Annotated in this window: 12 protein-coding genes; 6 read left to right on the forward strand and 6 right to left on the reverse strand. The window is 59.3% G+C overall.

The window, feature by feature from the left end; all coding sequences use genetic code 11:
- The first annotated feature begins 116 nt into the window (after positions 1-116).
- Together ACJO3M_RS00320 and ACJO3M_RS00325 are read left to right on the forward strand one after the other, a co-directional pair.
- A complete protein-coding gene (locus ACJO3M_RS00320; RefSeq protein WP_406998667.1) occupies positions 117-737 on the forward strand; it encodes a TetR/AcrR family transcriptional regulator in 621 nt (206 codons plus the stop codon).
- Positions 727-1,539, forward strand: coding sequence for a hypothetical protein (locus tag ACJO3M_RS00325; RefSeq protein WP_406998669.1), 813 nt, complete (start codon positions 727-729; stop codon positions 1,537-1,539). The genes ACJO3M_RS00320 and ACJO3M_RS00325 overlap by 11 nt, the downstream gene beginning before the upstream one ends.
- Before the next feature lie 4 nt (positions 1,540-1,543).
- Here ACJO3M_RS00325 and ACJO3M_RS00330 read toward each other — a convergent pair whose 3' ends face one another.
- Positions 1,544-2,416 carry an alpha/beta fold hydrolase gene (locus ACJO3M_RS00330; protein ID WP_406998671.1) on the reverse strand — a complete coding sequence of 291 codons (873 nt, stop codon included), beginning with the start codon at positions 2,414-2,416 and terminating at the stop codon, positions 1,544-1,546.
- A gap of 66 nt (positions 2,417-2,482) precedes the next feature.
- Positions 2,483-3,394, reverse strand: coding sequence for an alpha/beta fold hydrolase (locus ACJO3M_RS00335; protein WP_406998673.1), 912 nt, complete (start codon positions 3,392-3,394; stop codon positions 2,483-2,485).
- A 113-nt stretch (positions 3,395-3,507) separates the two neighbouring features.
- Here ACJO3M_RS00335 and ACJO3M_RS00340 point away from each other — a divergent pair, with 113 nt between their 5' ends.
- Both ACJO3M_RS00340 and ACJO3M_RS00345 read left to right on the forward strand, forming a co-directional pair.
- Positions 3,508-4,509 carry a GlxA family transcriptional regulator gene (locus ACJO3M_RS00340; protein WP_406998675.1) on the forward strand — a complete coding sequence of 334 codons (1,002 nt, stop codon included), beginning with the start codon at positions 3,508-3,510 and terminating at the stop codon, positions 4,507-4,509.
- 104 nt (positions 4,510-4,613) lie between these two features.
- Positions 4,614-5,240, forward strand: coding sequence for a MarC family protein (locus ACJO3M_RS00345; protein ID WP_406998677.1), 627 nt, complete (start codon positions 4,614-4,616; stop codon positions 5,238-5,240).
- Here the strand turns inward: ACJO3M_RS00345 and ACJO3M_RS00350 are convergent.
- On the reverse strand, positions 5,221-6,027 hold the full coding sequence (locus tag ACJO3M_RS00350; protein ID WP_406998679.1) for a substrate-binding periplasmic protein: 807 nt from the start codon (positions 6,025-6,027) through the stop codon (positions 5,221-5,223). The two genes, ACJO3M_RS00345 and ACJO3M_RS00350, sit on opposite strands and share 20 nt — an antisense overlap.
- A gap of 124 nt (positions 6,028-6,151) precedes the next feature.
- On the opposite strand from ACJO3M_RS00350, the gene ACJO3M_RS00355 reads away from it, so the two are divergent.
- Entirely contained in the window at positions 6,152-6,709 is a 558-nt protein-coding gene (locus ACJO3M_RS00355; protein ID WP_406998681.1) for a gamma-glutamylcyclotransferase, read from the forward strand.
- Between the two features lie 175 nt (positions 6,710-6,884).
- Here ACJO3M_RS00355 and ACJO3M_RS00360 read toward each other — a convergent pair whose 3' ends face one another.
- Positions 6,885-7,739 (reverse strand): response regulator transcription factor, encoded by an 855-nt coding sequence (locus ACJO3M_RS00360; RefSeq protein WP_406998683.1) that lies wholly within the window; start codon positions 7,737-7,739, stop codon positions 6,885-6,887.
- Between the two features lie 330 nt (positions 7,740-8,069).
- Between ACJO3M_RS00360 and ACJO3M_RS00365 the strand changes: the two genes are divergently transcribed.
- Positions 8,070-9,419 (forward strand): DUF3422 family protein, encoded by a 1,350-nt coding sequence (locus ACJO3M_RS00365; RefSeq protein WP_406998685.1) that lies wholly within the window; start codon positions 8,070-8,072, stop codon positions 9,417-9,419.
- Between the two features lie 75 nt (positions 9,420-9,494).
- Here ACJO3M_RS00365 and ACJO3M_RS00370 read toward each other — a convergent pair whose 3' ends face one another.
- Both ACJO3M_RS00370 and gabT read right to left on the reverse strand, forming a co-directional pair.
- Positions 9,495-12,863: an NAD-glutamate dehydrogenase gene (locus tag ACJO3M_RS00370; protein WP_406998687.1), complete on the reverse strand. Its 3,369-nt coding sequence runs from the start codon at positions 12,861-12,863 to the stop codon at positions 9,495-9,497.
- Positions 12,864-12,953: 90 nt separating this feature from the next.
- The gene (gabT, locus tag ACJO3M_RS00375) at positions 12,954-14,231 is read right to left on the reverse strand and encodes a 4-aminobutyrate--2-oxoglutarate transaminase (protein WP_406998689.1); all 1,278 of its coding nucleotides are present in this window, start codon (positions 14,229-14,231) and stop codon (positions 12,954-12,956) included.
- Positions 14,232-14,239 lie beyond the last annotated feature (8 nt).

Below are 14,239 nucleotides of genomic sequence, written 5' to 3' on the forward strand. Positions count from 1 at the left end.
GTATTGTTGGTCCATACACTAATGTATGTTGTGGGCAGGGTCAACGGTTTAAAATTTGTTGAGCCTGTTCATGTAGAATGCACCCGACATCGCCAGCAGCAGGATCTGATCACCGAATGACCGACACCCGACAGCCCCGACGTACCAGCCGCAAGACGCCGGCAAAAGCGCAACTGACCCGTGACGACTGGCTGGACGCCGCCGCCGGGGAGGTGGCTTCTGGCGGTTTTAGCCACTTGCGGGTGCTGACACTGTCGAAAAAACTCGGTGTCACCCGGGGCAGTTTTTATTGGCACTTCAAGGACCATGAGGATCTGGTGGTCAGCTTTCTCGACCGCTGGCGGGATCGGCGGCTTCACGAACTCCAGTACTGGAAGCCCAAAGGCGGGGATGTGGAAACCGAGCTAAAGCAGATTCTGGAGCTTCTGCTCACCGATGCCTCCCGTAACATTCGCCGCCTTCAGGTGGAGCTGGCGGTGCGGGATTTTGCCCGTCGGAATGACTATGCGGCGGAGCTGGTGACCGAGGTGGACGAAGCACGGATCAATCAGAACTGCGAGCTGTACCAGCGTCTGAGCAGTGATCCCCAGCGAATACGGGATCTGGCGCTGTTGATGTATGTGGCCACCATCGGATCCCAGGTGGTGCTGACGGGCAAGAAGGGGGATGCCGAGACCATTCGCCGGGTTGAAGACCTGATGGCGCGCCTGGCTTTGGGGCAGCGTGATGACGACTAGATGGCTGGCCCTGCTGGCGCTGGGCGCCTGCATTGGTTTTGCCCATGGTGCCGAGAGTACTTGCATGGAAGGCGCGAAAACGGAACTGGAGCAGCTGTACTGTCAGGTCGTCCGCGAAGGAGGGGGTGCCGGGTTGCCTTCCCCAACAGATTTCAAACGCAACGATCCACAGGTGCAGGCGTTGCTTTTGCGCCGCCCCGCCGGGCGTCTGGGGCTGGAAGTGCCAGACGTCGGTGCCTCGGCAGCGCCAGGTGGCCAACCCTCGCAGGTCGGTTGGGAGCTTGCGGATTCAGAGCCTGAAGCTGAGTCGCAACCCCAGGGTCAATTGACGGAGTGCCGCCTTCAGGGCCAACGCATTGCCTGCCCACAACGTCGTTTCGATCTGGTGACCAACCAGCCCAACAGCAAGCTGACAGACGGTGTTCTGGCGTCGAACAACCGCCTCGGGCTTGGCCCGTTCAAAGGCAACCGCAATGACGAGGAGGCAGTGCGGCGCTATCTGTCAGATGCCTACGACCGCTACATCCCCAAAATGGTGGACATCGGCCTGGGCGCCAGCACCATGAGTTTTACCGCCTTCCATAACGCTTTCCACACCATGGAAGACGGCGGTGTCGATTTTGCCCGACGCATGGAACAAACCTTTTCCCTGCTTAAACAGGACAAGAAAAACCTGGCGGTAGACACCCGTGATCACGATGAGCTGCCGGGCGACCTTTCCCTGTGCATGGTGATCAATCGCGACATCGTTGTGTGCGATAACGTGGGCACCAACTGGGTGTACGTCAGCCCGACCCGCTAGCACTTTACTCGGTTTGCAGAAAATCGTTGAGGCAGCCTGCCACCGCGGCCGGCTGTTCCTCCTGTAGGAAGTGCCCCGCCTCCACCTGCTCCACTCGCACGGACTCGAAACATTCCTCAATGTGATTGAGGTATTCCGGGATAATCACCTTGTCCTTGTTGCCATAAACATACATGGATGGCATCGGCCAGCGATGGCCCGCCGTGGTGGCCCAGCGTTTGGCGTCGTCGCGAAAGGTTCGGTAGTAGTTGGAACTGGTACCGGGGGTGCCCGGAATCCGGAAGGTACGCACGTATTCGTCGAACGCGTCTTGCGGAAAGGGTTCACCGTTCCAGGTGCGCAGGAAATGTCCCAACCAGGTCTCTTCGGCGCCGGCGACCATGGCTTCCGGCAAGCCCGGTGTTTGCATGAAGTGCTGGTACCAGTAGGCGGCGCCACTGCCGGAACGGACCTTCTCAATGACTTCCTGATTGCCCTTCAGGTTGTTAATGATCGCAATGTTCATGATCACCATCCGCCGCACCCGATCAGGGATGGCCAGGGCCACTTCCTGGGCGACAATGCCACCCCAGTCATGGCCCACTAGCTGGAAGTCGCCGATGCCCAGGCTGTCCAGCAGGCTGATCACATCCTGCGCCATCTCCTGTTTGCGATAATGCTCCACTTCCGGGGATCGTTCACTGTCGCCCAGTCCCCGCAGGTCCGGAGCGATGATGCGAAAACCCGCTTTCAGGTGTGCCGCCACGTGCTCCCAGCAGTAGGAGCTCTCCGGCCAGCCATGGATCATCACCAGTGGCTGGCCCTCGGGGCTGCCGCCTTCCCGCCAGGCGAATCGGCCCCGGGGCGTTTGTTGCAGTTTCGGGTCGGACAGTTGCATTGCGGGACTCCATGTCAGTTAACGGTACTTGTGCGAAACCTTAAACGGCCCGGCGCGAAGGCGCAATCAGCGGGTGTCCACAGGCCGGCCCAGATCCCTGAGCACGGTGTCCACAACCATCGGGCTCCACAACAGGCGGTTGTGACCCAGACCACTGGTGCGCAACACCTCCGCCTTGTCCCAGGTTTCGGCAACTCGCTGGCTTTCTTCCGGCGAAATGGACGTGTCGTCGTCATCAATGACGATCAGGCCCCGCTGGGTGAGTGAGCGGGAAAGAGTCTCAAGGTCCAGTTGGTCCCACACCGATGCCCCAAAACGCTCCTCCATCAGCTGCAGGTGAACGGACAGCACCTCCGGACTCAGCCCCAATTGCCTGCCCAGGTTCTCCATGACCGCGGTCAGGCTGACCGGCGGCGCCAGCATTGCCACGTAATTGGCCTGAAGTCCGTCCGTGATGGCCCTGGCCACGGCGATGCAGCCTATGGAATGCGCCAGTATTCCGTGAACCCGGCCAACACTGGCCGCCACCTTTGCGATGACTTCGGCCATTTCATACAGGTTCGTGCTTTCGCCCTGGGCGCGGCCATGGGCCGGCGCGTCGAAAAGCACCACCCGGTAACCGGCTTCCACCAGTGGGTCGACCCAGGCGCCGAACTGGATGCCGGCCCCGGCCCAGCCATGAACGCCGAGAATCACCGGGCCCTGACCCCAGGAGTACACCGGAATGGTGCGTGAGCCATGTTGAAGCTGGGTATAGCTGTCGGTGTTGTCCAGCAAATGCTCGTAGCGGGTGGGCATGGGCAGTCGGGATGGCCTGAATGCCATCCGGTTAACCAGTCGCCCGGCTTTCTGGGGCGATACCCGCGCATACAATTGCAGCGCCAGCCGCGTGGCGGAGAGCCCGACATTGGTCGGCGCCTTTGTCGGAGTGGCGGAAGGGTGAAAGATTTCAGACTGTGTATTCAGTTGTGAGGTCATGGAGAAAATCCTTCTTCGTGCTCTGGTGGATGACAGGATCAGGTTAGGGCTTGCGGGTGGCCAGCAGGAGTGTCATATTTGACATATAAAGTGCGAAAAGGGCCACTTCCATCATGAACATTGCAATCGTTGCCTTGCCCAACTGCCATGCCTCCGGAGTGCACGGTTTGATGGATTTCTTTACCGTGGCCAACTACTGCGGTCGTGTCCCGGCAAATCACAATGAACCCCTGTTCGACTGTCAGGTGGTGACGGTGGACAACGAGCCAGTGCGTGGTTATAGCGGTGCCATGGTTACGCCAACGGTTTGTCGCGAAGACTTCCGGCCGGACCTGATTGTGGTGGGTTCTTCCGTGGAGGCGGCGGTCAGTGCCGAGCGGGTGGAGCGCACACTGGCGCCGGCCATCCCTCTGCACGGCTGGCTGCGACAGGGTTTTGAGCGGGGAGTTGTGCTGGCGAGTGTATGCACCGGCAGCTTTGTGCTGGCGGAGGCGGGTTTGCTGGATAATCAGGTTGCCACCACCCACTGGCGCGCCGCGCCGCTGTTTCGCAGCCGCTATCCCCGCATACGGCTGGAGGAAGAGCACCTGCTGGTGGATAACGGCCAGATTATCTGCGCCGGTGGGGCGACGGCGTTTATGGATCTGTGCGTCTACCTGGTGGAACGCTTTGCGTCACCATCGGTGGCGCTGGCCTGCAGCAAGATGCTGGTGCTGGACGGCCGTCGGGTGGAACAGACGCCCTACATGGCGTTCTACAGCCGCAAGGCCCATAAGGACGATGCCATCCGCAAGGCACAAACCTGGCTGGAGCAGCACTATTCCGAGCCACTCACTATCGATGATGTCGCCGAGGTTGCTGGCCTCGGCACACGAACCTTCAAACGCCGGTTCAAGGAAGCGACCGGAGAGACGCCCATTGGCTATCTCCAGCACCTGCGTATTGAAGCCGCCAAGCACAAGCTGGAGTCGAGCCGCGAGCAGACCGCCCGGATTATCTGGGGTGTGGGTTATGAAGATGCCAGTTCTTTCCGGCGACTGTTCAAGCGGACCGTGGGCTGCACCATGGAGCAGTATCGCAAGCGCTTCAGCTACGTGACACCCATGGCGGGGTAATCGGACAGCGTTTTACAAGAGTGTCATACGTTCACTTCCGTACGGCAAAAAACGCTGTGGCAAGCTATGCTTACCGGCTTTCATGACTCGTTGGAATGCCCGGAATGCTTGAGACGTTTTTCTCCACCTACATCAGCAGCACCATTCGCTTTCTGTTCCTGCTGGCGCCCTTTTTTGTGGTGACCATGTTCCTGGCGCTGACGCGGGGGCTGCCAGCGACTGAAAAGAGTTCCATCATTCGCCGCTCTACGGTGTCGGCACTGGTTCTGGGGCTGATTCTGTTCTTTGCCGGGCCGCTGTTGTTCAGCGCTATCGGGATCACCCTCAACTCCTTCCGCATTGGTGCCGGCAGCCTGTTATTCCTGACAGCCATCAGCCTGGTTACCAGCGGTACCCGCAATCACGCCACGGGCCTGCCCGAGGAGGATCGTGATGATGTCGCGGTGGTTCCCCTGGCGATCCCGGTGATGATTGGCCCGGCCACCATTGGTGCGATCATGGTTTATGGCGCGGAGTTGAAAGCCGTGCCGGAACTGGCCGGTGGCCTGCTGGGGCTGGTGTCGGGGTTGGTGATTCTGGCCGTGCTTTTGCACCTGTCGGGGTATCTGGAAAAGGCTCTGGGTAAAACGGGTCTGAACATCCTGTCCAAGATCAGTGGCCTGATCCTGTCCGCCATGGCGGCTGAAATTGTACTCACGGGTATTGCCGGGTTTATTGCGTCCGTTGGCTGATGGTGGCGGGTTTCTCCAGCCCGTATTGCTGTTGCAGGGACTGAACGAGCGCCTGGCGGTCCGTCAGGAATTGATTGAACTCCGCAATAATCTCAGGGTGTTTCAGGGTAGACAGGTGGTAATGGCTTGCTCTGGTTTGCATCAGCCTGGGGGCGGGCACCAGACGGTCGCCAACATTGAGTACCTCAAACTGATGCCTCGCCACCGGCGCCGCCAGGTTGAATGTCTCAATCCGACCGGCCAGCGCCATTCTGACGAGGTTGGACGGTCTTCTTGCGGTTTTCAGTTCCACCTGCCCTGAGTCAATCCTGTCCTGGAATTTCCAGGGCGTGAAGCCGTCGATGGTGCCAAAGTCCCGCATGTCGTCAGGCTCCATGTGAGCTTTGCCGGCGGCCACGTAAATGACGTCCTCGAAGGTCAGTAGCGGTTTCGTATAGATCACTGAAATGCCGCGTTTTTCTGGCCCGTTCCAGTTGGGGTTGTCCGGTATGGCGAAATCGTACGCTCCGGCGGTGTATTCGTGGGTCATTCTGCGGATGGGGCGGACGTGATAGGTGAACTCGATATCGGCATGATCGGCAAAGGCTTCCATCAGGTCCGCCATGTAGCCGGAATAACGATTGTTGGCCGGATCGGCACGGTAGATTGGATAATAATCGATGTCCTGGACCACCACCGTGTATTGTCGGGGCTCCGCATTGGTATAGCCTGTAAGCCCGAGCATCAGGAAGCAACAACACAGCCATTGGCGTGGCTGCCTGGATCTGGTTATCAGGAAGGCGAGCATAAGCGTTACCGTGAACCGGAGATAACAAACGTACCGACATAATAGTAAAGTACGCGAGTGAAGAGTATTAGCTGGATGGCTAGAGCGACTGTTTAACCCCGGAAAAGGCCTCGCAAGCAAAGTTATGAGTGTTAACACCATTGAGCGCAATCGCACCCGGCAGAACTTTGATGGCGTGTCATCGGTCTGGTTGTTCGGTTACGGGTCGCTTATTTACAAAGTGGACTTCCCTTTTCTGGAGCAGCGGCCGGCAAGTATTGAAGGCTGGGTTCGCCGTTTCTGGCAGGGTTCCCATGACCACCGGGGCACCCTGGAGGCGCCGGGGCGGGTAGTGACGCTGATCAAACAGCCTGGGGCAAGGTGCAAGGGAATGGCATATCGGGTGTCTCCGGATGTCTTTGAGCACCTGGATCACCGTGAGAAGAACGGCTATCTGCGCTTCAGTACCGCCATGACCTTTGATGATGGCAGCCAGGAGCAGGGTCTGGTCTACATTGCCACTGAGGATAACGAGGCGTTTCTGGGGCACGCGCCAGAAGCGGATATCGCCCATCAGATTGCCCGCGCGGCCGGCCCCAGTGGTCGCAACGACGAATACCTGTTGAAACTTGCCCAGGCTCTGCGCCATCTGGGTGACGATGATCCTCATGTGTTCACTATAGAGAGCCTGTTATCCCACTGAATGGGCCATGGCGCCCGAGCTTTCTGCTGAAAGCCTGGCGTGACCTCCTGGCATTCGACTCCCAATCGATATCCTGAACTCAGGGTGCGCTTCCGACCACGAAAGAAGCGCGATATCCGGGATACGATGACCACATTCCGACCGAGCATCGGGTGGTCCGCATCTTCCGTGATGCTCAAGTGCCGCCTTGCATATAAGTCCGCAGTGGGTCCTCATCGAGCCGGTGGTCGGCATGAGAGAGTGCCGCGATAAACAGGGAGAACAACTCCGATTGGGAGGAGAGGTCCAGTTTGCCGTACAGGTTCTTACGGTGCATCTGTACGGTGTCCGGTGAGATATCGAGCTTCTGTGCTGCTGACTTGGACGAGTGACCACGCAGCAGCAGGAGAGCGACTTCGCGTTCGCGCTCGGTCAGGATCGATCGACCGAAGTTATGGAATGCCGATTCCACCTGTGACCGCAACGTGATCGGCTCGGTGCGTGGGCGGGGCTCGATGACTGACTGCCAGTAATGCAGCATTGCGCCCTGGATAACCGGATTCAGCGAGCGCAATCGATCCAGCTCGCGCCGGGTAAAGGGCGGATGTGGCTCCAGGCGGCCAATGCCGAGGGAAAGCTGTACGTCTTCACTGGGTGCGATCAGGAAATAGGCGTCGTCGAGCAGCGAAGCTTCCTTGTAGTAGGTGCGGTAATAATCGCTCTGGTAGAAATCGTCGGGTGCTATCTCCGACAGGTGGTAGAAACCGGGAGGCAAACCATCGGAGAAAGCGATGCAGAAAGGATCCAGCAGGTAGGCACCTGAAAAATAACTGTCGATGTGAGATTTGCGAAGAGCGTCGGGAATATCCTGCTCGTAGAGCAGCGAAGGAATCTCGCCGCGTCTTTCCAGCGCCAGCAACACACCCTCTACCTCCACGACCTCATTGATGGCGTTGACGAGATAGCGAGGAAATTCGTCACTGTCCAGTTGCTGGAACAGCGCGCCTACGGCTTCGCTCCAGCGTGATAGCTGAGATTGAGGAGGGGCCATGCCTACTCCCTGTCTGTTTTTGTTAGCACCATTGTGCGCCATCTTATCTCTGCTGGCCATTCCCTCAACAGGGTATAGCAGCCGGTTCTTTTCTCCATTGTTTGATAGCCGTGAAAGCAAGCATGGAATGTTTGATATTTAAGCCATTCTGCTGATGAGGGACACTGCAATGGCCGGAATCGCTCAGCCAGGTTGGGCTTCCGGTTTCTGTTATTGCTTTGTGTCACCTTTTGGGGGTGGTCGTTTCTCACACGGTCACCCCCTTTTTTTCTGTCGGCAGATGACGTGCTACTCATGCTCTGATGTCGCTTGGCATAAGCGGAGGAGAGAATGAATGAGGTTCCAATAACTTCCAGGGCCAATGACACGGATTCGTTCCCGAAGTCCCGACCTGTACTTGCTGGCTGGCGTCTGCACCCGATGCGTGAGCGGCTGTACAGTGAACTGCATAATCGACCGTTTCACCTGCTGGAGAATCCGGCGCAGCTTTCTCATCTGGCCATCCAGCACGGTGGCAAGCTGCAGGAGCGGGAGCAGGCGCTTCTTGCCGACCTGTGTGATCGTTTCGGGGTCGTTGCGCCGACCGATTCCATGCCGTGTTTTCACCAGGATTTCGGTTTATTCAGTCTGCGTTGGGAACGGCACATGGAGTTCTCGACCTACACCTTTATTCGTCAGACAGCGCGCCGTGAGGCGCCTTTTCAGAAAAATGCCATCGATGCCGTGCCGAGAGACTGGCTGTCGTCTTTACCGGGTGAGCTGGTCGCAGCGGTCCACGTCGAGGTTGAAGGCGCGTCGGCCGGAAACAGCAGCGAATCCCTTGCGCCGGTTTTTGACCACATGCTCCCGGTTGGCAGTGCGACCAGTGCCGGGCGCTCCCAGATCTGGACCTCCTTCAAGCTTCACGAGGACGGTTTTGGCCGTTTCCTCGTCTGTGATGACGAGTTGACGCCAGCTCAGCGCGGACGACTGGTTCAGAGGGTGCTTGAGCTGGAAACCTATCGTTTGATGGCGACCCTGGGCTTGCCGCTGGCACAGGATGTCAACGCGGTTCTGACGCAGCTGGACCAGCAGCTCAAGCTGCTGACCACCAGGATCGCCCAGGCCAACCTGTCCGTTAGCGACCGGGAGTTGCTGGCGGAGGTGTCGTCGATGGCGGCGAGGGTGGAAGATCTCCGTACCCAGAGTAATTATCGTTTTGCCGCGACGCGGGCCTACTATGACGTGATCCGCCAGCGAATGGAGGAGTTGCGGGAACAGGAAATCTCCGGTCATCTGACGGTCGGGGCGTTCCTTCGTCGGCGCATCAGTCCGGCGGTGAAAACCTGCCGGGCGGTGGAAAATCGGCTGGAAAGTATTTCACGCCGTGTTGCCCGTGCCAGTGAGCTGCTGCGAACCCGGGTCGAGCTCGTCGTGCAGGAGCAGAATCAGGACCTGATGAAAACAATGAATCGTCGCGTCAGGGTCCAGCTTCGGCTACAGCAAACGGTCGAGGGGCTCTCTGTCGCTGCGATCAGCTACTACGCCATCCAGTTGATTGATCTGATCCTGGGGGCCGGTCAGGCCTCGGGGCTGGTCTACGACCGTGAGCTACTGCTGGGCGCTGCGGTGCCAGTCGTGATTGGTACCGTCTTTTTCGCGACAAGGGTGATCCACAAACGATTGTTCAAGGGGGTATAGCCCCACCTGCTATAGAAGAGGCACAAAAAAACCGGGGCGGATACCCCGGTTTTTTTGTGCCTCGTTTAGCTTGCTTCAGCTCGGCTCAAACAGCACGTTCATGGCGACAGTGAAGATCGCGCAATCGGTGGCTGGGTGGCTTTGAATGTTATCCAGCAGGGCCTGCCAGCGCCGAACAAAGGGGGCGTGTTTTTCCGACCAGCTTTGGACGACCGTGGCAGGCAGCTCGTCTGCGCCACGATGGCGCAACGCACTGAGCGTCAGGGTCCGTTGCTGGGCGTCCAGATCATCCCGGTAACTGTTTCGCGCCAGCGCCTGCCAGTGGTTGTTTGCCTTGAAGGTGCGGATCTGATGGTCCAGCCATGGCAGATTCAACTGCTCACCGAGCTGGAAATACACCGCGGCGACGTCGTGCAGCTCCCGCCCCAACTCAGTGGCCGCTTCGACAATGTCCAGCAGACAGTACAGACCATTGCTGGCGGCACACTGCGCCGCCAGCAATTCGGGGGCCCCGGCTTCGGTGTAGCGCTGGAAATGCTGTTGCCAGCGATCCCGGGACGGAATTGCCTGCTTGAGCGGCTCGATGCCGGCCAGCATCTGGTTGATGCCGGGACGGTAACTGGCGATACAGTTGTGCAGGTCAAGGTCGTGTCGGCGACGGCTTAACAACCACCAACTGGCGCGACTGACCAGGTGACGCAATTCACGCATCATGGCGAGCTGAATATCGCTGGCGATCTGGTTGTCCAGCGCCTCGATTTCATTCCAGCGCTGATCGATACCGTACAGTTCGCACGAGATCAGGTACGCCGCAGAGATCTGGGCGTAATCGGCGCCCGTCGCCTTGTGCAGGTTGTAGACAAAGGTAATGCCCATGCGGTTGATCAGGTCGTTGGCGATCTGGGTCGCGATGATTTCCCGTCGCAACTGGTGGTTGTGCACCGCGTCCGGATAACGCTCAACAAGAAGCGCCGGAAAAGCGCTTTCCAGTGCCCTGGAAAAACGGCAATCCTCGGTCACCCAGGAATCGATCAAGGCGCGCTTGAGCTCGATCTTGGCATGGCATATCAGCACCGACAGCTCTGGCCGGGTAAGCCCCTTGCGCTGTTCGCGGCGCTCAAACAGGGTCTTGCGTTCCGGCAGCGCTTCAAACTGCCGATCCAGCTTGCCGCTGGCTTCCAGATCGTCGATCAGGTGGATGTATTCATCCAGTGCCTCGTTGGCGTCCTGCTCGGCGAGACTCAGTGCCTGCACCTGCCGGTAGTTGTTCTTCAGGACCAGTTCGGACACCTGATCGGTCATACGTCGCAGCAGACTGTTGCGATGCTCCAGCGTCAGTTCGTTGTGTGCCACCAGGGCATTGAGCAGGATCTTGATGTTGACCTCGTGGTCGGAACAATCCACCCCGCCGGCGTTATCAATAAAGTCCGTGTTGGAGGCCCCGCCTGCCAGGGCAAACTCGATGCGTCCGTGCTGGGTCAGGCCCAGGTTACCGCCTTCTCCGATGACCTGGCAGCGAAGCTCGCTACCGTTGACCCTGACATTGTCGTTGGCTTTGTCGCCGACCTCGGCGTGGGTTTCAGACCGGCCTTTGACATAGGTGCCGATGCCGCCATTCCAGAGCATGTCGACCGGTGCCTTCAGCAGGGCGCTGATCAACTGGTCCGGCGTCATCTCGTCGGCGCTGATTGCGAAGCGCGCCTGCATCTGCGGGGTGATGGCGATCCGCTTGGCTTTGCGTGAGAAGACGCCGCCGCCCTGGGAGATCAGCGATGTATCGTAGTCGGACCAGTTGGAGCGGGGCAGGGCAAACAGGCGATGCCGCTCTGCTGACGCTGCCGCCACGTTCGGATAGGGATCGACAAAAATATGCTGATGGTTGAATGCCGCGACCAGCTCGAGGGTGTCTGACAGCAACATACCGTTGCCGAACACGTCACCGCCCATATCGCCGATACCGATGACGCTGAATGCGTCACGCTGGCTGTCCAGCCCGCGCTCGCGGAAATGACGCTTGACCGATTCCCAGGCGCCACGCGCGGTGATTCCCATGCCTTTGTGGTCGTAGCCCTGACTGCCCCCGGACGCGAAAGCGTCGCCCAGCCAGAAGCCATACTCAGCTGCGATCTCGTTGGCGATGTCGGAAAAGGTTGCGGTGCCCTTGTCCGCCGCGACCACCAGATAGGGATCGTCATCGTCGTAACGAACGACGGCGGTGGGGGGGACGACCTTCCCTTCAAGCAGGTTGTCGGCGATGTCCAGCAAGCCACGAATGTAGGTCTGATAGCAGGCAACGCCCTCGGCATGCAGCTGCTCCCGGCTGCCATCGGTCGGCAGCTGTTTGGCGATGAAGCAGCCCTTGGCGCCCATGGGCACGATGACGGAGTTTTTCACCTGTTGCGCTTTGACCAGGCCCAGGACTTCGGTGCGGTAATCTTCGCTGCGGTCGGACCAGCGCAGCCCGCCACGGGCGACCTTACCGGCACGCAGGTGGATCCCTTCCATCCGGGGGGAGTACACAAACACCTCGTACTTGGGACGCGGCAGCGGCAGCTCGCTGATGGCGCACGGATCCAGCTTGAAGGCAAAGTAGTCCTTGAGATTCCCCTCCGGGGTCGGCTGGAAGTAGTTGGTGCGCAACGTGGCGAGGATCAGTTCAAGGAAGCGCCGGATAATACGGTCCTCATCGAGGTTCTCGACCTGCTCCAGTGCATCCACGATGTGTTGCCGGGTAGTTTCACTGGCGGATGCGGCATCATCCTGTCGGGGATCAAAGCGCTGCTCGAACAGGGTCACCAACCGTCTGCTGATGTTGATGTGTCGACAGAGCACGTCGGCAATGAACGGCTGGCTGAACCCGAAACGAATCTGGCGAATGTAGCGGGCATAGGCGCGCAGCAAGGCGACCTGGCGCCAGTCCATGCCGGCCATCAGCACCAGGCGGTTGAACTCATCGTTCTCGGCAGCGTTGTGCCAGATGCGGTGGAAAGCGTCACGAAACAGCGGTTGGGCCTGCTCCAGCTCGACAGCTTCTGTGGCGCAGAGCGTGAAGTCGTGAATCCAGAAGCGGCAACCGTCGGCGCGGTTGACGGCAAACGGATAGCCGTCGATGACCTTGACGCCCAGGTTTTCCAGGATCGGCACCACGTCTGACAGGGACAGTGAATCCGCCCGGCTGATCAGGCGGAAACGAAACCGTCTCGGGTCGGGGTGGTGGCTCTGGGCAAAGCTGCTGGTCAGTTGGTCGGGCTCGTTCAATTCGTTGATTAAACGGATATCCTCAACCGCCTGGGCAGGCGCCACATGTTCGCGGTAGGCACTGGAGAATGCCTGCTGATACGGGGTCGCCAGGGCTCCTCCAGTCTCGATCAGGCGCGTCGCCCAGTTATCTTCCGAGACCGCAGGTTGATTCAGAATCTGGTTGTTTTGGTTGTTTTCAGACATAGCAATACCCTCACAGTGCCATAACAGAATTGTGTAAGGACAAGAGCCGCGGCGCGGCTCCTGATTTCAGAGAGTGTTGAGCGTTCGGGCCTACATCAGGGCGTCGAACGTCTGCTCCAGCAGGTCCATGCTTTCGCTGATCAGCGCATCGGTAATGGTCAGTGCCGGCAGGAATCGGATGACATTGCCACGGATACCACAGGACAGCAGAACCAGTCCCTGCCTGGCGGCCTCACCGACCAGCGCCTTGGTCAGCTCCGCATTGGGCTGATTGACGTCCCCGTCGCTGACCAGCTCCATGGCGATCATCGCGCCGAGGTTGCGGATGTTGCCAATCGTCTGCGGGTATTTGGTCTGCAGACCGTGCAGGCGCTCGACGATACGGTCACCCACGTGGACGGCACGCTCGCACAGTTGCTCTTCCTTGATCACGTCGAGAACGGCCAGGGCCGCCGCGCAGCCGATGGGTGAGCCGCCGTAGGTGCCGCCCAGGCCGCCGGGTAGCGGTGAGTCCATAACCTCGGCCTTGCCGACCACCGCGGCGATCGGGAAACCTCCGGCAATCCCTTTGGCCATGGTCATCAGGTCGGGTTCGATACCGGCGTATTCGCTGGCGAACATCTTACCGGTGCGCGCGAAGCCGGTCTGGATCTCGTCGGCGATCAGCAGGATGCCGTGCTGATCGCACAGCTTGCGCAGCGCCTGCATGAACGCGGGCGGGGCCGGGTAGAAGCCACCCTCGCCCTGAACGGGCTCGATGATGATGGCAGCGACACGGCTGGGTTCGATATCGCAGGTGAACAGCATGTTCAGCGCGGCCAGTGAATCCTCTGTGGAGACCCCGTGGTACTCGTTAGGGTAAGGGGCGTGGTAGATCTCACCCGGGAACGGTCCGAAACCGGCCTTGTAGGGTGCGATCTTGCCGGTCAGTCCCATGGTCAGATTGGTGCGACCATGGAAGCCGCCCTGGAACGCAATGACGCCGCTGCGACCGGTATGGGCACGGGCAATCTTGACGCAGTTTTCGACCGCTTCCGCGCCTGTGGTGACAAAGACGGTCTTTTTCGGGGTGTCGCCCGGAGCGGCGTCGTTCAGCTTTTCGGCCAGTTCAACGGCAGACTCGTACGGGGTCACCATAACGCAGGTGTGGCTGAACTTTTCCAGTTGGGCCTGAACAGCCGCCTGAACTTTGGGATGGTTATGGCCGGTGTTGACCACGGCGATACCGCTGCCCAGGTCGATGTAACGTTTACCTTCCACGTCCCACAACTCGGCGTTACGGGCTTTCTCGATGTAAGCATGGGTCAGGGTACCCTGACCGCGGGCGAATGCGTTGTCCTTGCGCTGTTGCAGAGATGCATTGTTCATGGAGCTAA

Origin of the sequence: Marinobacter alkalisoli, from assembly GCF_045449795.1 — a bacterium.
In the GTDB taxonomy this organism is placed as follows: Bacteria; Pseudomonadota; Gammaproteobacteria; order Pseudomonadales; family Oleiphilaceae; genus Marinobacter.